This is a genomic window from Akkermansiaceae bacterium (assembly GCA_024233115.1).
Classification (GTDB): domain Bacteria; phylum Verrucomicrobiota; class Verrucomicrobiia; order Verrucomicrobiales; family Akkermansiaceae; genus Oceaniferula.
Window position 1 is genome coordinate 608,890 of the sequence record JACKQB010000004.1, and the last position, 23,055, is coordinate 631,944.

25 protein-coding genes are annotated in these 23,055 nt (G+C 47.7%); 22 read left to right on the forward strand and 3 right to left on the reverse strand.

The genetic code is table 11. The features are described 5' to 3' along the window. The first annotated feature begins 29 nt into the window (after nucleotides 1–29). The 8 genes from H7A51_13620 to H7A51_13655 all read left to right on the forward strand — a co-directional run bounded on the left by H7A51_13620 (nucleotide 30) and on the right by H7A51_13655 (nucleotide 7,040). Nucleotides 30–488: a hypothetical protein gene (locus H7A51_13620; protein MCP5537254.1), complete on the forward strand. Its 459-nt coding sequence runs from the start codon at nucleotides 30–32 to the stop codon at nucleotides 486–488. Nucleotides 489–620: 132 nt separating this feature from the next. Further along, nucleotides 621–1,016, forward strand: coding sequence for a hypothetical protein (locus H7A51_13625; protein MCP5537255.1), 396 nt, complete (start codon nucleotides 621–623; stop codon nucleotides 1,014–1,016). Nucleotides 1,017–1,851: 835 nt separating this feature from the next. Next, on the forward strand, nucleotides 1,852–2,145 hold the full coding sequence (locus H7A51_13630; protein MCP5537256.1) for a hypothetical protein: 294 nt from the start codon (nucleotides 1,852–1,854) through the stop codon (nucleotides 2,143–2,145). Nucleotides 2,146–2,851: 706 nt separating this feature from the next. Next, entirely contained in the window at nucleotides 2,852–3,298 is a 447-nt protein-coding gene (locus H7A51_13635) for a hypothetical protein (GenBank protein ID MCP5537257.1), read from the forward strand. Nucleotides 3,299–3,399: 101 nt separating this feature from the next. Continuing rightward, complete coding sequence (locus H7A51_13640; protein MCP5537258.1) at nucleotides 3,400–3,810, forward strand: hypothetical protein; 411 nt, start codon at nucleotides 3,400–3,402, stop codon at nucleotides 3,808–3,810. Between the two features lie 1,382 nt (nucleotides 3,811–5,192). Continuing rightward, nucleotides 5,193–5,552, forward strand: coding sequence for a hypothetical protein (locus tag H7A51_13645; protein MCP5537259.1), 360 nt, complete (start codon nucleotides 5,193–5,195; stop codon nucleotides 5,550–5,552). 212 nt (nucleotides 5,553–5,764) lie between these two features. Next, nucleotides 5,765–6,085, forward strand: coding sequence for a hypothetical protein (locus H7A51_13650; GenBank protein MCP5537260.1), 321 nt, complete (start codon nucleotides 5,765–5,767; stop codon nucleotides 6,083–6,085). 547 nt (nucleotides 6,086–6,632) lie between these two features. Continuing rightward, nucleotides 6,633–7,040 (forward strand): hypothetical protein, encoded by a 408-nt coding sequence (locus H7A51_13655; GenBank protein ID MCP5537261.1) that lies wholly within the window; start codon nucleotides 6,633–6,635, stop codon nucleotides 7,038–7,040. Between the two features lie 612 nt (nucleotides 7,041–7,652). Here H7A51_13655 and H7A51_13660 read toward each other — a convergent pair. Then, on the reverse strand, nucleotides 7,653–8,024 hold the full coding sequence (locus H7A51_13660; GenBank protein ID MCP5537262.1) for a hypothetical protein: 372 nt from the start codon (nucleotides 8,022–8,024) through the stop codon (nucleotides 7,653–7,655). A gap of 71 nt (nucleotides 8,025–8,095) precedes the next feature. On the opposite strand from H7A51_13660, the gene H7A51_13665 reads away from it, so the two are divergent. Next, nucleotides 8,096–9,268: an IS256 family transposase gene (locus H7A51_13665; protein ID MCP5537263.1), complete on the forward strand. Its 1,173-nt coding sequence runs from the start codon at nucleotides 8,096–8,098 to the stop codon at nucleotides 9,266–9,268. Between the two features lie 191 nt (nucleotides 9,269–9,459). Here H7A51_13665 and H7A51_13670 read toward each other — a convergent pair whose 3' ends face one another. Next, nucleotides 9,460–9,837 carry a hypothetical protein gene (locus tag H7A51_13670; GenBank protein ID MCP5537264.1) on the reverse strand — a complete coding sequence of 126 codons (378 nt, stop codon included), beginning with the start codon at nucleotides 9,835–9,837 and terminating at the stop codon, nucleotides 9,460–9,462. 340 nt (nucleotides 9,838–10,177) lie between these two features. On the opposite strand from H7A51_13670, the gene H7A51_13675 reads away from it, so the two are divergent. Together H7A51_13675 and H7A51_13680 are read left to right on the forward strand one after the other, a co-directional pair. Further along, the gene (locus H7A51_13675) at nucleotides 10,178–10,531 is read left to right on the forward strand and encodes a hypothetical protein (protein MCP5537265.1); all 354 of its coding nucleotides are present in this window, start codon (nucleotides 10,178–10,180) and stop codon (nucleotides 10,529–10,531) included. Nucleotides 10,532–10,669: 138 nt separating this feature from the next. Then, nucleotides 10,670–11,101: a hypothetical protein gene (locus H7A51_13680; protein MCP5537266.1), complete on the forward strand. Its 432-nt coding sequence runs from the start codon at nucleotides 10,670–10,672 to the stop codon at nucleotides 11,099–11,101. Between the two features lie 80 nt (nucleotides 11,102–11,181). On the opposite strand, the gene H7A51_13685 is transcribed toward H7A51_13680, so the two are convergent. Continuing rightward, nucleotides 11,182–11,334 carry a hypothetical protein gene (locus tag H7A51_13685; GenBank protein ID MCP5537267.1) on the reverse strand — a complete coding sequence of 51 codons (153 nt, stop codon included), beginning with the start codon at nucleotides 11,332–11,334 and terminating at the stop codon, nucleotides 11,182–11,184. 332 nt (nucleotides 11,335–11,666) lie between these two features. Here H7A51_13685 and H7A51_13690 point away from each other — a divergent pair, with 332 nt between their 5' ends. The 11 genes from H7A51_13690 to H7A51_13740 all read left to right on the forward strand — a co-directional run bounded on the left by H7A51_13690 (nucleotide 11,667) and on the right by H7A51_13740 (nucleotide 21,399). Further along, a complete protein-coding gene (locus tag H7A51_13690) occupies nucleotides 11,667–12,074 on the forward strand; it encodes a hypothetical protein (protein MCP5537268.1) in 408 nt (135 codons plus the stop codon). 83 nt (nucleotides 12,075–12,157) lie between these two features. Further along, the gene (locus tag H7A51_13695; protein ID MCP5537269.1) at nucleotides 12,158–12,571 is read left to right on the forward strand and encodes a hypothetical protein; all 414 of its coding nucleotides are present in this window, start codon (nucleotides 12,158–12,160) and stop codon (nucleotides 12,569–12,571) included. A gap of 1,060 nt (nucleotides 12,572–13,631) precedes the next feature. Continuing rightward, nucleotides 13,632–14,039 (forward strand): hypothetical protein, encoded by a 408-nt coding sequence (locus H7A51_13700; GenBank protein MCP5537270.1) that lies wholly within the window; start codon nucleotides 13,632–13,634, stop codon nucleotides 14,037–14,039. 154 nt (nucleotides 14,040–14,193) lie between these two features. Then, the gene (locus H7A51_13705) at nucleotides 14,194–14,547 is read left to right on the forward strand and encodes a hypothetical protein (GenBank protein ID MCP5537271.1); all 354 of its coding nucleotides are present in this window, start codon (nucleotides 14,194–14,196) and stop codon (nucleotides 14,545–14,547) included. Nucleotides 14,548–14,698: 151 nt separating this feature from the next. Further along, nucleotides 14,699–15,013, forward strand: a complete 315-nt coding sequence (locus tag H7A51_13710; protein ID MCP5537272.1) for a hypothetical protein — start codon at nucleotides 14,699–14,701, stop codon at nucleotides 15,011–15,013. Between the two features lie 129 nt (nucleotides 15,014–15,142). Next, nucleotides 15,143–15,559: a hypothetical protein gene (locus H7A51_13715; GenBank protein ID MCP5537273.1), complete on the forward strand. Its 417-nt coding sequence runs from the start codon at nucleotides 15,143–15,145 to the stop codon at nucleotides 15,557–15,559. Between the two features lie 1,316 nt (nucleotides 15,560–16,875). Continuing rightward, nucleotides 16,876–17,202, forward strand: coding sequence for a DUF2007 domain-containing protein (locus tag H7A51_13720; GenBank protein ID MCP5537274.1), 327 nt, complete (start codon nucleotides 16,876–16,878; stop codon nucleotides 17,200–17,202). A 131-nt stretch (nucleotides 17,203–17,333) separates the two neighbouring features. Continuing rightward, nucleotides 17,334–17,681: a DUF805 domain-containing protein gene (locus H7A51_13725; GenBank protein ID MCP5537275.1), complete on the forward strand. Its 348-nt coding sequence runs from the start codon at nucleotides 17,334–17,336 to the stop codon at nucleotides 17,679–17,681. A gap of 1,345 nt (nucleotides 17,682–19,026) precedes the next feature. Beyond that, a complete protein-coding gene (locus tag H7A51_13730; protein ID MCP5537276.1) occupies nucleotides 19,027–19,437 on the forward strand; it encodes a hypothetical protein in 411 nt (136 codons plus the stop codon). A gap of 980 nt (nucleotides 19,438–20,417) precedes the next feature. Then, complete coding sequence (locus tag H7A51_13735) at nucleotides 20,418–20,828, forward strand: hypothetical protein (protein MCP5537277.1); 411 nt, start codon at nucleotides 20,418–20,420, stop codon at nucleotides 20,826–20,828. A 139-nt stretch (nucleotides 20,829–20,967) separates the two neighbouring features. Continuing rightward, entirely contained in the window at nucleotides 20,968–21,399 is a 432-nt protein-coding gene (locus H7A51_13740; protein MCP5537278.1) for a hypothetical protein, read from the forward strand. Nucleotides 21,400–23,055 lie beyond the last annotated feature (1,656 nt).

Below are 23,055 nucleotides of genomic sequence, written 5' to 3' on the forward strand. Positions count from 1 at the left end.
GGTTGAGCTTTACGTTCGGCAATAATAATATGAAGACAATACTGACATCTATCCTCTTGTTTGTTGTATTAATAGGGAACAGTAGCGCGGACCATATCACGCCCAAAATCAAGGGTGACCCCTCAAGTAAGACCGGGAAGACGGATAATCCAGCTGTTCGCTGCATCTTAAAGGAAGACGGTTATCGTGTTAGGGGGGAGCTGATCGTTGATAAGAAATTCATGAGCGCCAAGTTTGGCCCGACCCTAGAAGCATGGGAAGATAGGCAGCTTGTTTTTTCCGTGGAAGTCGAAGGACGGGCAAAAGACGGTAAGATCCACTACTATTTCACGATTAAGCGGTCCTTGCTCAAGAGGGCACGGTTCTCTATGTTTACAAGGAGTGGTGGAATGTGGGGTGGTGATGGAATGTTTAATTTCGATCTCAGTAATGTTAGAGTCCATAAAAATGATGACGATGACCCTTTTGCTGAGCCGGAGAAGAAATAATGTGGCCGAACAAGTCGCTGCATCCGACCGTTAACCGTTTTCGACTTCACACAGTTTACAGCTTTCCATCCGTTTAGGGTTTGTCGCGTTTGACTCACCGGCGGTTGAGCTTTACGTTCGGCAATAATAATTATGAAACGCCAGATTTACATCTCAGACCCTGAACATAATCGATCATTTTCTGGTCGATGGTGTTGGATTTACCGTGGTAAGGGATGGATGGATATTACCGATGACCAAATTCGAATTTCTGGTGGCCCACTTACGCTGAATGTATTGAAGTCAGACATCAGTAAAATCTCGATTGGGACGTTTCCAAGAACAGCAAAGCCCATCCCACTGCATTATATAGATGTTAGTTACTCTTCGGATGTATCTTCTAATTCTGTTTATGTGGTTCCATGGATACCCAACAAGTCACCTTGGCTAACACCCGTATGGAGCATGAATAAGAATACTTTAGCGTTCTTTGAGTTGATGATGAAGTGGAAGAATTCGGCCGAACAAGGCGCTTCATCCGACCGTTAACCGTCCGCGAGTTTGTTGCGGGCGGCTTGCTTATGGCCGTTTATGGTTTGCGACGGTAGACTCACCGGCGGTTGAGCTCTACGTTCGGCCATAATAAGAATGCACGCATTGTGTTGCATGTTGTCGCGTTGGTTAGATGAATGGGTTATTGGTTGATCATGGTCATCAGGTTCGATGCCGGATGTTCCTGCTGCCGCGCTCGCTCTACCTTGATCCATCGATGTCGGTTTATAGTTTGAGGGTGGTTTGATCCATGTTGCCCATCGGTTCTCTCCGTGATCGTTGCTCTGGTGTTTCCGGCTTCGGTCGACATGCCAGGCTAACGAACATGGCTAGATACGGTCGGTGTTAATGGTTGGACATCGGTTTGAGGTGCTGGTGATGGGTTATGAGAATAGTTGCCGAACAAGGCGCTTCATCCGACCGTTAACCGTCCGAGAGTTTGCGACGGGCGGCTTGCTGATGACCGTTTTTGGTTTGCGGCGGTTGACTCGGCGGCGGTTGAGCTCTACGTTCGCCAATAATAATAATTGAGTCTCCGTGTTCATCATCCAGCTCAGTCGCCTTCAAGAGCCGGCTATCATCGTTCGTTCGCGCACATCGATCAGGATTGATACGATTTTCACCTTGGTTCGTTTCCGGGCGTTCCCCTGACAGAGTGCTGGACTATTCCGAATCGGCACATCCTGACTATTCAGAAAAGCCGTCGAACAAGGCGCTTCATCCGACCGTTAACCGTCCCACAGTTTGCAGCAGGGGAGAGGTATTGACCATTTCAGGTTCGCGGCGGTTGACTCACCGGCGGTTGAGCTCTACGTTAGGCAATAATAATAATATGCGAATACACCAAATCATTGATGATCTTCGGCAGTCCGAGAATGACCAAGCATTCCTTGATCTTAACCCAGATGACATCTCCGCCCTTAGTGATAAAGACCTGGCATTGTGGCAGCGTCATCAGGATGTTGACTCGGCTCAATTTATTCTGGCTTGTCATGAGTGGAATCGTCGATTGCTGGAGAGACAGCTTCGTAGTGGCCGCTTCTTTGCGTGGCTGGGAGTGCTTGGCACTTTGGCGGGGTCTCTTGGTGGTGTTTACTTAGGATACCTTTTGACTTCATCGCCGTAATAATAACACCGGCAATGAATGCTCCAATTATCCATCCTACGACCATTGATATGACTAATTTACACCATGACGGGATTCGCAATCTACATATTGGGCGCAAGATTATCAGCATGGGGTCATTCTTTTTAACCCATCCCCACATCAATAACAATAAGCCTAACAAGTCGCTGCATCCGACCGCTAACCGTCCGCGACTTGGTGACGGGTTAGATGTATTGTTTGTTTCTGGTTTCATAAGTTAATTTGGGCGGCGGTTGAGCTTTCCGTTCGGCGATAATTAGATGGATGTTTCATGGATTGTTCGTTTCGGTGACATCGATGGGGGATTTGGCGGGTCGAGATTCCTGGCGTTGCATCAGTGCTGTTCGGTTTAGGTTTCCGTTGATCGATCTGGATTGCCCGTCTCCACCTGTCCGATGACTGAGCCACTCATCCATGAATTTTTGTCACCTGGACTGGTTCGGTCGTGGCTCTGCGGTTTCCGGCACATTATTTCATGCAGGCGTGTGCTGAGAGGTGCGGTCGAGGTTCATGGTTGGACATCGGTTTCAGGCGCTGGCATGGGAAGTGAGAATAGTTGCCGAACAAGGCGCTTCATCCGACCGTTAACCGCCCCACAGTTTGCCGCGATTGAGAGGTATCGACCATTCTTGATTTTCGACTGTTGACCCACCGGCGGTTGAGCTCTACGTTCGGCAATAATAATATGATCAGAAGAATCATCACTCGTATTCGAAAGATGACCTTCGGGCTGAAGGGTATGTTCTTTTTCGGTTTGTTTGGTGGATCACTACTGACTGTTGCAATTATCTTTGGCTCTGATTTTGAAGATGAAGCGACAGGCGAGATGATCACCCATAACCAGATGTGGGAGAGCGGTAGGGCGTATGAGGTATTAGCGACGGGATTGATTTTAGTTTGCTTGGCGTTGATGATCTATTGCAGGAAGAAGGTCGTGCGTATTCTTATACCTCTCGCGCTTGCGAGCCTTTCACCATTGCATTATTTTGACACTGGGGAGCTGTGGACAATGGATTTTTTTGCAGGAATCATAGCCGCTGTAATTATCTACATATACTTGAACAAGAGTCGTTGGGTTGAGTACTATTTTTCCAACAATGTGGCCGAACAAGTCGCTGCATCCGACCGCTAACCGCGCTCGACTCCAGCTCGGTTTTACAGTAATCAATCGTTAATGCTTTTCGTCGGTTCTACAGTCGGCGGTTGAGCTATACGTTCGGCAATAATAATAAGATGCGAAAATCAGTATTCATTTGGATAGCGGTATTTCTCTTCGTTGTTGGGGTTGGTTATTTGAGTAAGCCTGATCGTGGGGGGTTAGTAGGCTGTGGTCAGGTATTCGGGTTGCCTGAGATAGAGCAGCTTGAACTTGATACTAAGCCGCTGATGAGTTGGCAGCCGTTTGAATCACCCAAGTATCGGTTTCATGCTTCTGATGCACAATTTGAGGCTTTAGATAGGATTCTCAGAAGCGAAGGCTATTCTGATTGGCAAGAGGGAGGTGTGAGTTTTGGCAGTATTTCACATGGCTGGACCTCTGACGAAGATTGGATCTATTGTAAGTCGTCGCATGAAGGGTATAATCTCTATTGGAGTTATAGCCGTACTCAAAAGCTTGTTTACGCAATTACATTTCCTCAATAAATGTGGCCGAACAAGGCGCTTCATCCGACCGTTAACCGTTCTCGACGCGCGCAGTTTGAGAGTGAAAGACCATTTTAGGTTTCTGACATTTACACACCGGCGGTTGAGCTCTACGTTCTGCAATAATAATTTTTTTGCCCAGCATGGTTGCCGTTGGTTCGCTTTCCCTGGCACATCAGATGAATGATTTCCCAGTTGATTATTCTGATCCCGCTCAGTTTACCTTTGTGAGCGGTGGCTTATCGTTCGTTCGCGCACATTTGCAGAGATTGAGACGGATGCCGCCCGAATGATTTGCAACGGAAATTTGGACAGAGTGCTGGACTATTCCTTGCGCGCTCGGGTTGATATGGGAATAATCTCCGCAGAACAAGTCGCTGCATCCGACCGTTAACCGTTCTCGACGCCACGGAGTTTTAGAGCGAAAGACCATTTAAGATTTATCTGAGTTTGACCGGACGGCGGTTGAGCTTTACGTTCGGCCATAATAAGAATGCACGCATTGTGTTGCATGTTGTCGCGTTGGTTAGATGAATGGGTTATTGGTTGATCATGGTCATCAGGTTCGATGCCGGATGTTCCTGCTGCCGCGCTCGCTCTACCTTGATCCATCGATGTCGGTTTATAGTTTGAGGGTGGTTTGATCCATGTTGCCCATCGGTTCTCTCCGTGATCGTTGCTCTGGTGTTTCCGGCTTCGGTCGACATGCCAGGCTAACGAACATGGCTAGATACGGTCGGTGTTAATGGTTGGACATCGGTTTGAGGTGCTGGTGATGGGTTATGAGAATAGTTGCCGAACAAGGCGCTTCATCCGACCGTTAACCGTCCGAGAGTTTGCGACGGGCGGCTTGCTGATGACCGTTTTTGGTTTGCGGCGGTTGACTCGGCGGCGGTTGAGCTCTACGTTCGGCAATAATAAGAAATGATTACAAAGATATCAGGTGAATCTAAGACGCATCGCTGCTGGAATGGCAGAGATGATATTTCCCAGCACTATTTGGGAGGTGTGCCACATACTGAGCACAAGGTCTCATTGACGTTGACCTGGAAGAAGGAGAAGCAGTCGAAGTCACATCTTGTGGGGAAGTATGAACTCGATATGCCCAAGTTGCTTGCTGCTGGATTCATTCGCGAGGTAGACGATAAGTATCTTCTTCGCTTTCAGAGATCTGGCGGGATTATCGAGATTGCGATTAACCGAAGTTCGCCTGCATTTGTGCTAGAGAAGTTGCCATCCAGTTACAAATAACGTGGCCGAACAAGGCGCTTCATCCGACCGTTAACCGTCCCACAGTTTGCAGCGAGTGAGAGGTATTGGCCATTTCAGGTTTGCAGCGGTTGACCCGACGGCGGTTGAGCTATACGTTCGGCAATAATAAGATGAGACAAGCACTGCTACTATTTTTGACAGCGTTTTGTGTCGTTGGTCTGCTAACGACTTTGCTTCTTAGCGGCTACGCATCGAAGGATGTTCGTAGATTAACTACGATGGCGCTGAATGAGTCGCCCGATGAGATTGAGAGGCATAATCGCGTTTTGAAAGTTCAGCAGAGGGCGCTTAGATTTAGTGATTACTACTCGAATGTTCTGTCAGCAGGTTGGATGGTAGCTATCGGGGCGCTTCTGTATTCTTTGCGTCTCCTTAGAAGGTTTGAGAGGATCGCTGATCAGAATGCCACACTGAAGGCAGACCTTGAAGAGAAGAATGTGGCCGAACAAGTCGCTGCATCCGACCGCTAACCGCGCTCGACTTCCGCTCGGTCAGAGGCGAAAAACCGTTTGAGATTTATCACGTTTGACCCGACGGCGGTTGAGCTTTACGTTAGCCATTAATAAGACCACAAATGCACAATTTATCGATTATCGTAGGTATAGCACTACTCACTATAGTTACTCCCGCCTGTAAGAACGGTGGTTACTCGACTGGGTCTTCAGGTCTAGGGTTCGGTAACATGTACGTTGAACATCATTGGAGCAAGGATGGTCATAGACCGGAGGAGATCGATTGGGTCATAATTTGTGCAGAGATACCAGATAGCCAGAGCCACAAGGGAAGAACTGGTCAGTTGACGGTAGGATTTAAGGATGGAACAGTTCACGATTTTGTCCCTGCTAAGGGCAGTGTTACATGGTTGGCTCCAGGTATCGAACCGAGGAATATTCAAGTTGATGATTTACACATCTTCGTCAGACGAATTGAAGAGTTACAAGACGAGGTGGTCGATGTTAAATTTGATAGCCCCGAATCTTTAATCGACAGAACCACAGAATAATTTGGGCTAACAAGTCGAAGCATCCGACCGTTAACCGTTCGCAATCCGAGAACTTTAAGAGTTAAAACCACGAATGATTTGCGACTGTTTTACACGCGGCGGTTGTTCTTTACGTTCGGCTATAATAATAAGACATGATCGCACGTCACACCGAGATAGTAGAAGCCATCAAGACAGAGTATGGTGTATTAGTCCGTGAGGCATACCACGGCCATCCCAAAGGTGTATCGAACATTTACCTACTAAGCGATGATGGCATTTTGTGGGAGGCGGAGTTGCCCATGTATGGAGATGTATATGCAAATCCCATTATTGTGGAAGGGGACTTCTTTAGATGTGCTAGTTGGGGAGGTATGACGTGTAGCGTTTCTCTGGAGACGGGGAAGATCGTTGAGAGCATTCTTACCAAATAATCTTGCCGAACAAGGCGCTTCATCCGACCGTTAACCGCCCCACAGTTTGCAGCGAGTGAGAGGTATTGACCATTTCAGGTTTGTGGCGGTTGACTCACCGGCGGTTGAGCTCTACGTTAGCCAATAATAAGAAAATGAAATCACTATTCTACGCCCTAATAATGTTCTTTGCCGTATCAGCAGTATCTCATGCGGATTTTGCTGCACGATACAAGGTGCAAATCGAGTTTGAAGGCCCTAAATACAAATGGCACAGAACGGTAAAATTTCGTGATGACTTTCATTTCTTTCTAGATAATGCCCCTCTGAAGAAGGGTTACGCTGTTGGTTCTATTGCTGGAGTGGTCTATCCGAAGAAGGGCAAGCTATATTGCACCATTTCGATGTGGGCTAGCAAGAAGCTCAAGAGCGAAGAAACTGGTAATTCTTACTCGATAGGCGAAGTAAAATTTTTAGCTGTGCCCAAATCCCTGAAGTTCGATATCCCCATGTCTGACAAGAGTGGTTTCAAGAAGTGCACAGTCACCCTAATCCCCAAATAATTTAGGCTAACAAGGCGCTTCATCCGACCGTTAACCGTCCGCGAGTTTGTTTCGGGCGGCTTGCTTATGACCATTTTTGGTTTGTGACGGTTGACTCGGCGGCGGTTGAGCTCTACGTTCGGCAATAATAAAAACGCATACTAACAATGAGTGGTAAATTTAGAATGTTTCGGTTTACAGCACACCTTTTGACTCTATCCTTTTTGCTATACTTAGCGTATGAGGGATGGGATGCATATAGGGTTACATCTCAAGTTGAGGCAATAGCAGATTATGATTCTAAAGCGGTTCAGGAGCGATTTATACGTGAGGTTGGCAAGGAATACACAATTCATATGCATACAGAAGTTGTCTCAATGTGCAGTATGGCGGCGAGTAATCGCGAGCTTAACAAGGTTACTATGATCTCTAATCTGAGGCATACGAAGGAGATTGGTGTGTTCGCCATGTGTGTTGCCTTTTTACAAGGATTGATGTTGCTGAGGTCATGCAAAAGTCATTCTGAAAACTAACATGTTTTGCGATAAATGTGGCCGAACAAGTCGCTGCATCCGACCGCTAACCGCGCTCGACTCCAGCTCGGGTTTACACGAATTGACCGTTTAGAGCCTTTCACCATTTACGAGGCGGCGGTTGAGCTTTACGTTCGGTAATAATAAGAAAAATGAAAAACACATACATAATAGTTATATTGAGCGTCATCATAAGCCCTCTTTTGATGGCAGAGCTAATACCTTTAAATAGTAATCCCAATGTAAATAAGGTATGGGAGATTGATGAGAAAATCATCAAAAAGAAGTCGAGGTATAATCCTCTCACAGATAAGGCTCCACCAAAGGATATATCTTCGATTTCCAAGATTGCGTTGGCACACCTGCGGGGTAGTGTAAATATTTGTCTGTAAAAGCTGCTATACCCTGACCCCGCCGCAACGGCAGGCGATGGAGCGTAGCGGAATCGGCTGCCGTTGCGGCGGCGCGCCATCCCCCCTCAGGGGTTGCCAGCGTCCGCCCAATGCTTTTGAATGAAGGTTCTAACACAACCAAACAAAAGCAATGAACGAACAGACACATCCTAGCCATAACGACGAAATCATCAACCTTCTTCTCGCCGACGGACTCGAAAACAGTCTCTCAAAGATCGCTGAACTCCTCATGAACACCGCCATGCTGCTTGAGCGCATCCACCACATCGGAGCCGCCCCCTATGAAAGGGACGCCGTTGAGCGCAATGGATATGCCAACGGTTTCAAGCCGAGGTCCTTCCAGACTGCCGTAGGCAAAATCAACCTGCAGGTTCCCCAGGTTCGTGACAGTGACACGACATTCCGCACCTCACTGCTTGAGAAGGGTTCGCGCAGTGACCGATCACTCAAGGCCGCCATCGCCACCATGTATGTGCAGGGAGTCAGTACACGCCGTGTCACCCAGGTCATGAAGGGACTTTGCGGCTTTGACGTTTCATCAGCACAGGTCTCCAAGCTCACCTCTGAGCTTGATGCCGAGTTCAAAAAATGGCGTTCACGCCCTCTACCCGAAGTCGCCTATCTGCTGCTCGACGCCACCTACTACAAGGTCCGCATCGACGGCACTGTAAGGGATTGCGCCACCTTGAAAGCCATCGGGGTGAGACGTGACGACGGCAAACGCATGATCCTTGGCGTCTCCTGCGCCCTCTCCGAGGCAGAGATTCATTGGCGAGAGTTCCTGACCGACCTCAAGGAGCGCGGCATCGGCATTCCCGACATGATCACATCCGATGCACACACAGGTCTCAGGGCAGCCCTCAAAGCCACGTTCAATGCCAGTCCGTGGCAACGCTGCCAGTTCCACCTTCAGCAGAACGCCCAGAACTACATCACCAAACAGCACCTCAAAAGCAAGGTCGCGGCAGATCTGCGAGCCGTTTTCAATGCAGACAGTCGGGAGCACGCAGAAGAACGCCTCAAGGACTTCGTCAACACTTATCGCAAAGACCAGCCAAAGCTCGCAGCCTGGGCCGAAGAGAACATTCCTGAAGGTTTTGCCGTGTTTACCTTGCCTGAGGCACATCGCAAGCGCTTGCGCACATCCAATGCCTGCGAAACACTCAACAGCCAGATCAAACGCCGCACTCGGGTCGTCGGACTCTTTCCAAACGAAGACTCGCTACTGCGGCTCGTGACCGCTGTATTGGTCGAAATCTCCGAGACTTGGGAAACAGGAAAATCCTACCTCAAGCTCAACTAACAAAAAAACAAACAGAAACAAAAACCGAATCTTCAACAAAAGCCATCAGCCACTTTTACAGAAAAAACATTGCGCGGCCACCTGCGGAAGAGAGATCCTTCACAAAGCTATATTGTGTGGTCGATTACTTTACAGCCAGTAGAGCATTTATATGAGCCCAAAGATAAGAGAGAGCAGCCTATATATTGGTACTACGTTGTTACGGCACAGAATCGTGATGGGCGGAAACTATTAGGGGATATGTTTGCGAGCAAAGACATTGTCATCATTTTGCTCGATGGAACGGTAGTGCCTTTATCGAAGCGCAAATGGGACGAGACGGTTTCTCCAAAAAAGTGACCGAACAAGTCGCTGCATCCGACCGCTAACCGCGCTCGACTCCAGCCGGTTTTACACATAGAGACATTTTCCGCCGATTGCGGTTTTACAGACGGCGGTTGAGCTATACGTTCGATAATTATTGATTCTTCGTGTTCAGTATTGCCCTGGAGCATCGCCGATATGCCGTTATTGATGTATGATTTTGGATCGATGAACGCTTCCGGGAACGGCTTGAGTTTCCAGCTCATTTGAATCGATATTGATGGATTGGTGCTCGTTCGCTGCCATTGATAACATTTTAGAAGAATCTCTCGTGAATGGTTTGGATTGGTTTCGCATTCCGTTTTCGGTGTGATGCACGATTCGATTCACGCGGCGGTGATGGACACATCGAATGGTTCAGGATCTTCGTTACCCACGGCAGTTTTCAGGCGCATTGATCTGTGTAGATCGAACAAGGCGATGCATCCGACCCGTTACCGGTTAATAGTCGGGCATCTGTTCCGGAGCGTATATCTATTTTCGGTATTTTAACATTGTTCGTAGGCGGTTGATCTTTACGTTCGGCAATAATTAGAAATGAATCGCATGGAACCATTCCCCGAAGATCACGATCTGGTATCATTTTTTGAGCATGCACCTGATGTGGAGGCCGCGAGCACACCATGGTTCTATAACTGTATTACATTTCGTGGCAGCAAGGGCGATATTCATTATATGGTAAGATTGCAACCCGCTGATGGTGAATGTGAGATCAGTATTTATACCGATGATCAGAGGCTGTTTGATACTCATATATTTGAGATTCAAGGTGTGACGATACAGCAGAATCCCAATGAAGCGGTTATGATGTTCACGTTTCCTACTGATAGCGCCAGAGGTTTGCTCAAGTTACGATTAAGACCTCATTTATCTGTGGAATGGCCATTCGACCGTAGCTAAGAATAGTGGCCGAACAAGGCGCTTCATCCGACCGTTAACCGTCCCACAGTTTGCCGCGGGCGGCTTGCTTTTGACCGTTTTCGGTTTGCGGCGGTTGACTCACCGGCGGTTGAGCTCTACGTTCGGCAATAATAAAAAATGAAGTGGGACCCGTCAGAAGTATTCGTAAATTCTATCGCGCTGACACCCGTGAGAGTGCTCGCTGTATGGGTGGCCGGTAGTATCGGCGCATTTATACCTGTTTTTATTGGTGGTGGGTTTGAAGCTCTGGAATTACTAGCGTGGCAGGTTCTATTTTTCCCCTTCTATTTGGTCATAGTAGCATTTTTCAGTGGTTGGTGGGGTTTGGTTGCAGTCCCGCTAATTATGGTTTTTGCCTACAAGTTGATCCGATTTATGACTAACGATAATACTGGTTCTGATTTAATGGTCATACTGTCGTTGTCCTTCTTTATAACTATTAGAGTCGGCTATCATAGTAGTGCAGTGATAACCTCTATTTTGGCAGTCATAATCTTGGGTGTGACATATTGGCTGACAAGGCGTGACCGTGAGATTTATCCAGAATAGTGGCCGAACAAGTCGCTGCATCCGACCGTTAACCGTCCTCGACGCGCGGAGTTTTAGAGCGAAAAACCATTTTAGATTTATCAAGTTTGACCCGGCGGCGGTTGAGCTCTACGTTCGATAATTATTGATTCTTCGTGTTCAGTATTGCCCTGGGTCATCGCCGATATGCCTCTATTGTTGAATGATTTTGGATCGATTAACGCTTCCGGGAACGGCTTGAGTTTCCAGCTCATTTGAATCGATATTGATGGATTGGTTCTCGTTCGCTGCCATTGATAACATTTTAGAAGAATCTGTCGTGAATGGATTGGATTGGTTTCGCATTCCGTTTTCGGTGTGATGCACGATTCGATTCACGCCGCGGTGATGGACACATCGAATGGTTCAGGATCTTCGTTACCCACGGCAGTTTAAAGGCGCATTGATCTGTGTAGATCGAACAAGGCGATGCATCCGACCCGTTACCGGTTAATAGTCGGGCAGCTGTTCCGGAGCGTATATCTGTTTTCGGTATTTTAACATTGTTCGTAGGCGGTTGATCTTTACGTTAGCCAATAATAAGAAAATGAAATCACTATTCTACGCCCTAATAATGTTCTTTGCCGTATCAGCAGTATCTCATGCGGATTTTGCCGCACGATACAGGGTGCAAATCGAGTTTGAAGGCCCTAAATACAAATGGCACAGAACGGTAAAATTTCGTGATGACTTTCATTTCTTTCTAGATAATGCCCCTCTGAAGAAGGGTTACACTGTTGGTTCTATTGCTGGAGTGGTCTATCCGAAGAAGGGCAAGCTATATTGCACCATTTCGATGTGGGCTAGCAAGAAGCTCAAGAGCGAAGAAGCTGGTAATTCATACTCGATAGGCGAAGTGAAATTTTTAGCTGTGCCCAAATCCCTGAAGTTCGATATCCCCATGTCTGACAAGAGTGGTTTCAAGAAGTGCACAGTCACCCTAATCCCCAAATAATTTAGGCTAACAAGTCGCTGCATCCGACCGCTAACCGCGCTCGACTTCCGCTCGGGTTTACACGAAACAACCATGCTCAGTCTATGACCGTTGACCCGACGGCGGTTGAGCTATACGTTCGGCAAGAATTAAGAATGAAAAGAAGAAAATTTATAGGATGGCTGGCTGTCATTCTCTGCGCTTGCATGGTATACGTTGTGTATTGTTTGCGGAGTTTTTACATGGCACCTAAAATTTTCTTTGATACATATGTAGAAGCTGATGCTCGGCGTGCAGTTGAAGAGTGGTATGCTGAATCAGAGTATGCTAAGCCAGTATCCCCAACGTCATATGACATATTTTATAGACTTACTCACCCATACGAAGGTAGGGTTTCTTTCGAGGTGGAGTCGTGGTCTGAAGGTCAACTGATGCTACAATTGCCTACTACTTCTGTGTTGATCGAATGTGATGGTGAGTGGCATCAAGATCGTATTCGAGAAGTTCCACACCACTGAAAAATATGGCCGAACAAGGCGCTTCATCCGACCGTTAACCGCCCTCAGCCAGAAACCATTTCACGGAATCAACCACTCACAGCCTTCGACCTTGTCACACCGGCGGTTGAGCTCTACGTTCGGTAATAATAAGAATGAAGAGCATACCATCTATATTGGGCATAGCCGTCGCCACATATTGGTTGATATCTTTTGCCGTAGCATTTGGAACTCTGCGATTTGGTGAGGCAGAAGGCGATTTTTCACCTTGGTGGGACATTGCAATCTTTCGAGAACCCGGTTTCTGGCTCGGCGAGGTTATATTCAGTTTGGCTGAGCGTTTGCCTGGTATAGATTACGGTCATATTCTTGGGGATGGACTGCCACTCTTTCTACTAAGCTTGGTCGTTACCTCATTGGCTCTAGGCTTTATCGTCTGGTTGATAGCTCACAAGGTAGTTGTTGGAGTATTGAGGCGCAGATCGATATAAGAGGATAATGTGACCGAACAAGGCGCTTCATCCGACGCGATACCGTTCGTTGTCCGATGAACTTGCAGAGCTAAAAACATTAATGATGCGAAACTGGTTTACACGGCGCGGTTGAGCTCTACGTTCGCCAATAATAATAATTTTCTGAGGTTGACGGTTCTCGATGCACCATGATGGAAGGTTCCGCTGATGATCTCAGGTGGTTTGATCCGCTGCTGGTGTCTTGGGCTACATCATCGTGCAGGGCACAGGTTTCGGCGGATGAGATATTTCAGGTGTCACTTTTTGGGCGCAAGGGCGTGGTTCGAGCAAGGGTTTGCAAGATACTGGCACATCGCGTCGATTCACTAAGCGCGGCTGCCTCCGGTGCCAGAAACTTGCTGTCGGCGGTTCTTGGCGGGGTTGCGAGAGTTCCAGCACGATGCGATCACGAGTCGGCACATCCTGACTATTCAGAATCGCCGTCGAACAAGGCGCTTCATCCGACCGTTAACCGTCCCGCAGTTTGCCACGAGTGATAGGTATCGACCGTTTCAGGTTTGTGACGGTTGACTCGGCGGCGGTTGAGCTCTACGTTCGGCAATAAAAATATGAACAAAATATCCACAAAGCTAATGCTGGCAGTTCTAATGAGTATGGTCGTTTGCTCGTGCAGTAAGAATGCTACAGACAGCGATTTTCGTATAGAATCAGTATTTGGTGAAGCTAAGGAGGTATCCTATATTATTGCACATTATAAAGCTAAGTATGCCAAGGCTAAGATTAGCAACCCCTATGGCGTGACAGGTGATTGGCTGGTATATCCTACTGGGGATATTCTTGGTTTGGGTGAGTCCTCTGAGTATAAGATTGGTGACATGAAGTGGGAGAAGATTTATGGGCCAAAGGTGCGAGGTGTATCCTACCAGCCTATATTGTTGTATCGTGAATCTGGCGAGACTACATACCTGCTAGTTAATAGATCTGTTGATGTTTTAACAGGTAATGCGATAGAGTAGATATAGCCAATATCAAGCCGAACAAGTCGCTGCATCCGACCGCTAACCGCGCTCGACTTTGCTCTGTTTTACACGAATCGACTGTTTAGAGCCTTTCACCATTTACGAGGCGGCGGTTGAGCTTTACGTTCGGCAATAATTAGAAATGAATCGCATGGAACCATTCCCCGAAGATCACGATCTGGTATCATTTTTTGAGCATGCACCTGATGTGGAGGCCGCGAGCACACCATGGTTCTATAACTGTATTACGTTTCGTGGCAGCAAGGGCGATATTCATTATATGGTAAGATTGCAACCCGCTGATGGTGAATGTGAGATCAGTATTTATACCGATGATCAGAGGCTGTTTGATACTCATATATTTGAGATTCAAGGTGTGACGATACAGCAGAATCCCAATGAAGCGGTTATGATGTTCACGTTTCCTACTGATAGCGCCAGAGGTTTGCTCAAGTTACGATTAAGACCTCATTTATCTGTGGAATGGCCATTCGACCGTAGCTAAGAATAGTGGCCGAACAAGGCGCTTCATCCGACCGTTAACCGTCCCACAGTTTGCCGCGGGCGGCTTGCTGATGACCGTTTTCGGTTTGCGGCGGTTGACTCACCGGCGGTTGAGCTCTACGTTCGATAAAAATATATAATACAAAAAAACCATGAAAGAGAACCAAAGTAACTTACTGATATTCTGCGTGCCAGAAGCGCTTGTTAAGAGATTTTCCGGCTGGGGTTATAGAGTAGAATATGTATCTGATATCTTAAGACTTAAAGTGATCAGCACTAAGTATTCTTTAATGTCGGCAGATGAATTAACCATAGATTCACGTGAATATATAAGAAATGTAGTGGAGGAATACAAAGGGTCTGGCGCGGTTGTTGTTGATAAGGAAGCTGTCACAGATCATGTGGGTTACGATACCCCATATCATCTACATGTCATTGTCTTCAAATTGACCAAAGACACAAAATAAGAAATCGAACAAGTCGCTGCATCCGACCGCTTACCGTCCCAGAGTCGGGGGCGTAGTTGAGATTTAATGTTGCTTGGAGTCGTACGTTTTGTTGACGCGCGGCGGTTGAGCTATACGTTAGCTAATAATATGAAGGAACACTTTTCCCTCAAAGATTCGATTTATCTTGTCATTGGTGAATTGACGTTAGATCTGCATAATAATTATAATTTTAGCGAGATTGAATATTCGGTACAGAATCGCTCCGTCAGGCTTAAGTGGAGTCGTGGTGATGGGGATTGGGTGGATATTACACATCCCAAGGGAGTTGAATTAATCTACAGCGAAGTTCATCGCTACGAGTTTCATCGTCGTGATCCGGAAATGCCATTTACGGAGGATGACTGTTTAGCCGATGCTGGTTTCTGGAGCGATGACGACTGGGCGGATGGCGTTTTTACTATATCGGGGGAGCCTGAGCCTAATTGGTTGCGAGCTTTTGAGTTTCAGTCTGGCGCGATAATTTTAATTCACGCCAAGGAGGCTAAAGCAATAATACAAAGCTAACAAGTCGCTGCACCCGACCCCTCACCGTCCACGACTTTGCAACCCGATTGAGCGGAAGACCTCTTTTGATTGATCACCGTTGACCCGGGGTCGGTTGAGCTATACGTTCGCCAATAATAATAATTTTCTGAAGTTGGCGGTTCTCGATGCACCATGATGGAAGGTTCCGCTGATGATCGCAGGTGGTTTGATCCGTCGCTGGTGTCTTGAACGGCATCATCGTGCAGGGCACAGGTTCCGGCGGATGAGATTTTTCAGGTGTCACTTTTTGGGCGCGAGGGCGTAGTTCGTGCAAGGGTTTCGCAAGATACTGGCACATCGCGTCGATTCACTAAGAGCGGCTTCCTCCGGTGCCAGAAACTTGCTGTCGGCGGTTCTTGGCGGGGTTGCGAGAGATCCAGCACGATGCGATCACGAGTCGGCACATCCTGACTATTCAGAATCGCAGTCGAACAAGGCGCTTCATCCGACCGTTAACCGTCCCACAGTTTGCCGCGGGTGAGAGGTATCGGTCATTTCAGGTTTGCGGCGGTTGACTCACCGGCGGTTGAGCTCTACGTTCGGCGATAATTAGATGGATGTTTCATGGATTGTTCGTTTCGGTGACATCGATGGGGGATTTGGCTGGTCGAGATTTCTGGTGTTGTGGCGGTGCTGTTCGGTTTAGGTTTCCGTTGATCGATCTGGATTGCCCGTCTCCACCTGTCCGATGACTGAGCCACTCATCCATGAATTTTTGTCACCTGGGCTGGTTCGGTCGTGGCTCTGCGGTTTCCGGCACATTATTTCATGCAGGCGTGTGCTGAGTGGTGCGGTCGGGGTTCATGGTTGGACATCGGATTCAGGCGCTGGCACGGGAAGTGAGAATAGTTGCCGAACAAGGCGCTGCATCCGACCGTTAACCGTCCCACAGTTTGCAGCAGGGGAGAGGTATTGACCATTTCAGGTTCGCGGCGGTTGACTCACCGGCGGTTGAGCTCTACGTTCGCCAATAATAATAAGAATTGAGTCTCCGCGTTCATCATCCCGCTCAGTCACCTTCGAGAACCGGCTATCATCGTTCGTTCACGCACATGGATCATGATTGAGACGATTTTCACCTTGGTTCGTATCCAGGCGTTCCCCTGACAGAGTGCTGGACTATTCCGAATCGGCACATCCTGATTATTCAGAAAAGCCGTCGAACAAGGCGCTTCATCCGACCGTTAACCGTCCCACAGTTTGCAGCGAGTGAGAGGTATTGACCATTTCAGGTTTGTGGCGGTTGACCCGGCGGCGGTTGAGCTCTACGTTCGATAATAATATAAAAAAAGAGCATGAAAGAGATATATCGCCATAAAGACCACTCCACTGTGGCATACTACAAATCGATTTTAGAGTCAGAAGGTATTCCTACTATGCTTCGGAATGAACACACCACAATGGCAGGATTATCGGAGATCCCTATTCCTGAGTTCTACCCGAATATCTGTGTAATGAACGATGAGGATTATCCTAGAGCATGGGAGATCATGAAGCGCACCATGGAGACTAACTCGAAGGATGCCGAGGTCGAGGTTACATGTGCCATCTGTGGAGAGTCTAACCCGGGCAATTTTGACATCTGTTTTTCTTGTGGGGAAGACATGGGCTCTGCTGAATAATGTGATCGAACAAGGCGCTTCATCCGACCGTTAACCGTCCCACAGTTTGCCGCGGGTGAGAGGTATCGGTCATTTCAGGTTTGCGGCGGTTGACTCGGCGGCGGTTGAGCTCTACGTTCGGCAATAATAATATGATTTCTGTATTCAAATTTTCAGGGAAGTCAGATCGTTTTGAGTGGTGGGTCACATCTGTGGTAACCGGATTAGTGTCCCAACTATCAATTATATTTTTGGCGTTTTCCTCTTTTGAGACCGGTAGGAATATCTTTGCCTCTATTGCTCTGGGCGTAGTCGCCTGGGCTACGATATGGATTCTCGCCGCCGTTACGGCCAAGCGTTTTCGTGACTGTGGATATTCCCCCTGGCTTACCATATTAGGTGTCATTCCATTTGTTTGCTTCGCTGTAGTTGTCGTGTGCGGGTTTTTCCCCAGCGATAGTGCGAAGAAGCGCAAGTTGGTCACGCGGGTTGTTGAATAATGTGGCCGAACAAGGCGCTTCATCCGACCGTTAACCGTCCGAGAGTTTGTTGCGGGCGGCTTGCTTATGACCATTCTTGATTTTCGCCGGTTGACCCACCGGCGGTTGAGCTCTACGTTCGCCAATAATAATAATTGAGTCTCCGCGTTCATCATCCCGCTCAGTCGCCTTCCAGAGCCGGCTATTATCGATCATTCGCGCACATGGATCAGGATTGAGACGATTGCCACCTTGGTTCGTATCCAGGCGTTCCCCTGACAGAGTGCTGGACTATTCCGAATCGGCACATCCTGACTATTCAGAAAAGCCGTCGAACAAGGCGCTTCATCCGACCGTTAACCGTCCCACAGTTTGCAGCAGGGGAGAGGTATTGACCATTTCAGGTTCGCGGCGGTTGACTCACCGGCGGTTGAGCTCTACGTTCGCCAATAATAATAATTTTCTGAAGTTGGCGGTTCTCGATGCACCATGATGGAAGGTTCCGCTGATGATCGCAGGTGGTTTGATCCGTCGCTGGTGTCTTGAACGGCATCATCGTGCAGGGCACAGGTTCCGGCGGATGAGATTTTTCAGGTGTCACTTTTTGGGCGCGAGGGCGTAGTTCGTGCAAGGGTTTCGCAAGATACTGGCACATCGGATCGATTCACGAAGCACGGTTGCCTCCGGTGCCAGAAACTTGCTGTCGGCGGTTGTTGGCGGGGTTGCGAGAGATCCAGCACGATGCGATCACGAGTCGGCACATCCTGATTATACAGAATCGCCGTCGAACAAGGCGCTTCATCCGACCGTTAACCGCCCCACAGTTTGCCGCGAGTGAGAGGTATTGACCATTTCAGGTTTGCGGCGGTTGACTCACCGGCGGTTGAGCTCTACGTTCGCCAATAATAATAATTTTCTGAAGTTGGCGGTTCTCGATGCACCATGATGGAAGGTTCCGCTGATGATCGCAGGTTGCTTGATCCGTTGCTGGTGTCTTGAACGGCATCATCGTGCAGGGCACAGGTTCCGGCGTATGAGATTTCCCAGGTGTCACTTTTTGGGCGCAAGGGTGTGGTTCGTGCAAGGGTTTCGCAAGATACTGGCACATCACGTCGATTCACGAAGCGCGGCTGCCTCCGGTGCCAGAAACTTGCTGTCGGCGGTTCTTGGCGGGGTTGCGAGAGAGCCAGCACGATGCGATCACGAGTCGGCACATCCTGACTATTCAGAATCGCCGTCGAACAAGGCGCTTCATCCGACCGTTAACCGTACGAGAGTTTGCCGCGAGTGAGAGGTATGATCCATTTTCGGTTTGTGGCGGTTGACTCGGCGGCGGTTGAGCTCTACGTTCGGCAATAATAATAAGATGCGAAAATCAGTATTCATTTGGATAGCGGTATTTCTCTTCGTTGTTGGGGTTGGTTATTTGAGTAAGCCTGATCGTGGGGGGTTAGTAGGCTGTGGTCAGGTATTCGGGTTGCCTGAGATAGAGCAGCTTGAACTTGATACTAAGCCGCTGATGAGTTGGCAGCCGTTTGAATCACCCAAGTATCGGTTTCATGCTTCTGATGCACAATTTGAGGCTTTAGATAGGATTCTCAGAAGCGAAGGCTATTCTGATTGGCAAGAGGGAGGTGTGAGTTTTGGCAGTATTTCACATGGCTGGACCTCTGACGAAGATTGGATCTATTGTAAGTCGTCGCATGAAGGGTATAATCTCTATTGGAGTTATAGCCGTACTCAAAAGCTTGTTTACGCAATTACATTTCCTCAATAAATGTGGCCGAACAAGGCGCTTCATCCGACCGTTAACCGTTCTCGACGCGCGCAGTTTGAGAGTGAAAGACCATTTTAGGTTTCTGACATTTACACACCGGCGGTTGAGCTCTACGTTCGGCAATAATAAGAATATGAAAAAACGATGGTTAGTCGTAGTGGTCGTAATTGGCATAATCAACCTTGGCTTATACGTTTCAAAGAAGCGTTTATGGAGGGATACGCGTATAACTTTTCATGGGGATGAGTTGGTGTTGCCTTCTGGTCATACTGTTCCAGTTGATACTTGGTTTACATGGCCTTCTGACGTGCCTCCGCTGGAAGAACAATACCCAAAATATCCAAATATCATCTCGGGGTCTGTTAGGGGTCGACCCGCTGAGGTATTGAAGATTACGGTTAATGATAAGGTTTATATGGGATATTGGTCGAAGACTGAAGATGGTGTAGTTCGACTACTTATAGCGAAGCCACCATTCGAATAAAGTGGCCGAACAAGGCGCTTCATCCGACCGTTAACCGTCCGTGAGTTTGCCACGAGTGAGAGGTATCGACCATTTCAGGTTTGCGGCGGTTGACTCACCGGCGGTTGAGCTCTACGTTCTGCAATAATAATTTTTTTGCCCGGCATTGCTGGCGTTGGTTCGCTTTCCCTGGCACATCGGATGAATGATTTCCCAGTTGATTATTCTGATCCCGCTCAGTTTACCTTTGTGAGCGGTGGCTTATCGTTCGTTCGCGCACATTTGCAGAGATTGAGACGGATGCCGCCCGAATGATTTGCAACGGAAATTTGGACAGAGTGCTGGACTATTCCTTGCGCGCTCGGGTTGATATGGCAATAATCTCCGCAGAACAAGTCGCTGCATCCGACCGTTAACCGTTCTCGACGCCACGGAGTTTTAGAGCGAAAGACCATTTAAGATTTATCTGAGTTTGACCCGGCGGCGGTTGAGCTTTACGTTCGGCAATAATAATAAGATGCGAAAATCAGTATTCATTTGGATAGCGGTATTTCTCTTCGTTGTTGGGGTTGGTTATTTGAGTAAGCCTGATCGTGGGGGGTTAGTAGGCTGTGGTCAGGTATTCGGGTTGCCTGAGATAGAGCAGCTTGAACTTGATACTAAGCCGCTGATGAGTTGGCAGCCGTTTGAATCACCCAAGTATCGGTTTCATGCTTCTGATGCACAATTTGAGGCTTTAGATAGGATTCTCAGAAGCGAAGGCTATTCTGATTGGCAAGAGGGAGGTGTGAGTTTTGGCAGTATTTCACATGGCTGGACCTCTGACGAAGATTGGATCTATTGTAAGTCGTCGCATGAAGGGTATAATCTCTATTGGAGTTATAGCCGTACTCAAAAGCTTGTTTACGCAATTACATTTCCTCAATAAATGTGGCCGAACAAGGCGCTTCATCCCGACCGTTAACCGTTCTCGACGCGCGCAGTTTGAGAGTGAAAGACCATTTTAGGTTTCTGACATTTACACACCGGCGGTTGAGCTCTACGTTCGGCAATAATAAGAAAAAACTATGAAAACATATACTACAATAATATTAATAGCGTTGATGACCATTTGTAATGCTGGCGAAACAGTGAAATGGAATGCCATAGCCGCAAAACTAGTTGGTACTTGGGGTGAAGGTAAGTTTGTGCTTCACAAGAATACGCCAAAGGATACTCCTATCCCTAATGTAACCTTTGAATTGATTATAAGACCCGATGGGACTGCCACAATGACCGCAGGTAAAGATGGAGTTAAGGGGGCCGCATCCGAACATCGTTACGCTATTTCAAAAGATATCATCGTATTATATGATCTTAAGAACCAGACTTCAGATTGGACTAATACTTTTAAGTGGCGCATAAGAAACGAAAAACTGGAGCTGGATTTTCTTAGTAATATTGGAGCTACCCTCGTGCTCAAGAAAGTGGCCGAACAAGGCGGAGCATCCGACCGTTAACCGTTCGTAGTCCGCAGCCATTTTACAGTTAAGAATTTCACTTGGACCACCACTATTTTACACGCGGCGGTTGTCCTCTACGTTCGGCTATAATAATACTTTTTCATCGGTGTTTGTTAGGCGTAGTGAGAGCGATGGTGGTTTGGTTGATAAGATATTTCCCAGATGATTATTCTGATCCCGCTCAGTTTACCTTTGTCATCGGTGCCATATCGTTCGTTCGCGCACATTGCTAGAGATTGAGACGAATTAAGCCCGTGTGATTTGCAGCGGAAATTTGGATGGAGTGCTGGACTATTCAAATCAGGCTATCGCACATTGCCAGATACGGTCGGGATTATTGGTTGGTGATGGTTTTACATTCCGGGAGCTGTTCCAAGGATAGTTGCCGAACAAGTCGCTGCATCCGACCGTTAACCGTCCTCGACGCGCAGACTTTAAGAGCGAAAAACCTTTTTAGATTTATCGAGTTTGACCCGACGGCGGTTGAGCTTTACGTTCGATAATTATTGATTCTTCGTGTTCAGTATTTCCCTGGAGCATCGCTGATATGCCGTTATTGATGAATGATTTTGGATCGATGAACGCTTCCGGGAACGGCTTGAGTTTCCAGCTCTTTTGAATCGATATTGATGGATTGGTGCTCGTTCGCTGCCATTGATAACGTTTTAGAAGAATCTCTCGTGAATGGTTTGGATTGGTTTCGCATTCCGTTTTCGGTATGATGCACGATTCGATTCACGCGGCGGTGATGGACACATCGAATGGTTCAGGATCTTCGTTACCCACGGCAGTTTAAAGTCGCATTGATCTGTGTTGATCGAACAAGGCGATGCATCCGACCCGTTACCGCTGAATAGTCGGGCATCTGTTTCGGAGCGTATATCTGTTTTCGGTATTTTAACATTGTTCGTAGGCGGTTGATCTTTACGTTAGGCAATAATAAGAAAAGACACTGATATCGTAATGATGAGCACCAAGGGGAATCCTCTGCCGATACTTGTCGGATTTTTAACTTTTCAAGTATCTGGATGGTTGATGGGGAAGCGTATATTTTCGAGCTTCAATAGCGAGGCGATGCTATTTACCTTCCTTGCTGGCGGTGTATTTGTCTGCGGTTGGCTATTTTATAGGATGGACGAATACAGCAGCAATGCTTCATATACTGGGCGTGTGGTGTGGTGGTCTTGTGTCGTGATTGGTCTAGCGTTGGGGTTGTATTGCAGATCTTCTATTTAGCGTCAAAGACAAGAAAGAGCCTAACAAGTCGCTGCATCCGACCGCTAACCGCGCTCGACTTTGCTCTGTTTTACACGAATCAGCCGTTTAGAGCCTTTCACTGTTTACGAGGCGGCGGTTGAGCTATACGTTCGATAATAATAATTCGGATTCTACGCATTCAGGATCTCCGGTGGGACATACAAGGGTTTTCGTCGTGATGTTCGGCACCCGATTTGGCGAGTTCAGTATCGCTGACTCACATCACCACGGGAGCGGTGATGAAGTGAAGTGACATTTGATAATTTCCTCGATGGAACACGCAAGGGTTTAGCCTGGCTGCTCTCCGGGAAGATCCTTCGTTCCTCAGGAACATCCCTGCGATTGCCAGGCGGAACGAAAGAGGTGTTTGGTAGATCACGATTCATGGCCGCGCAA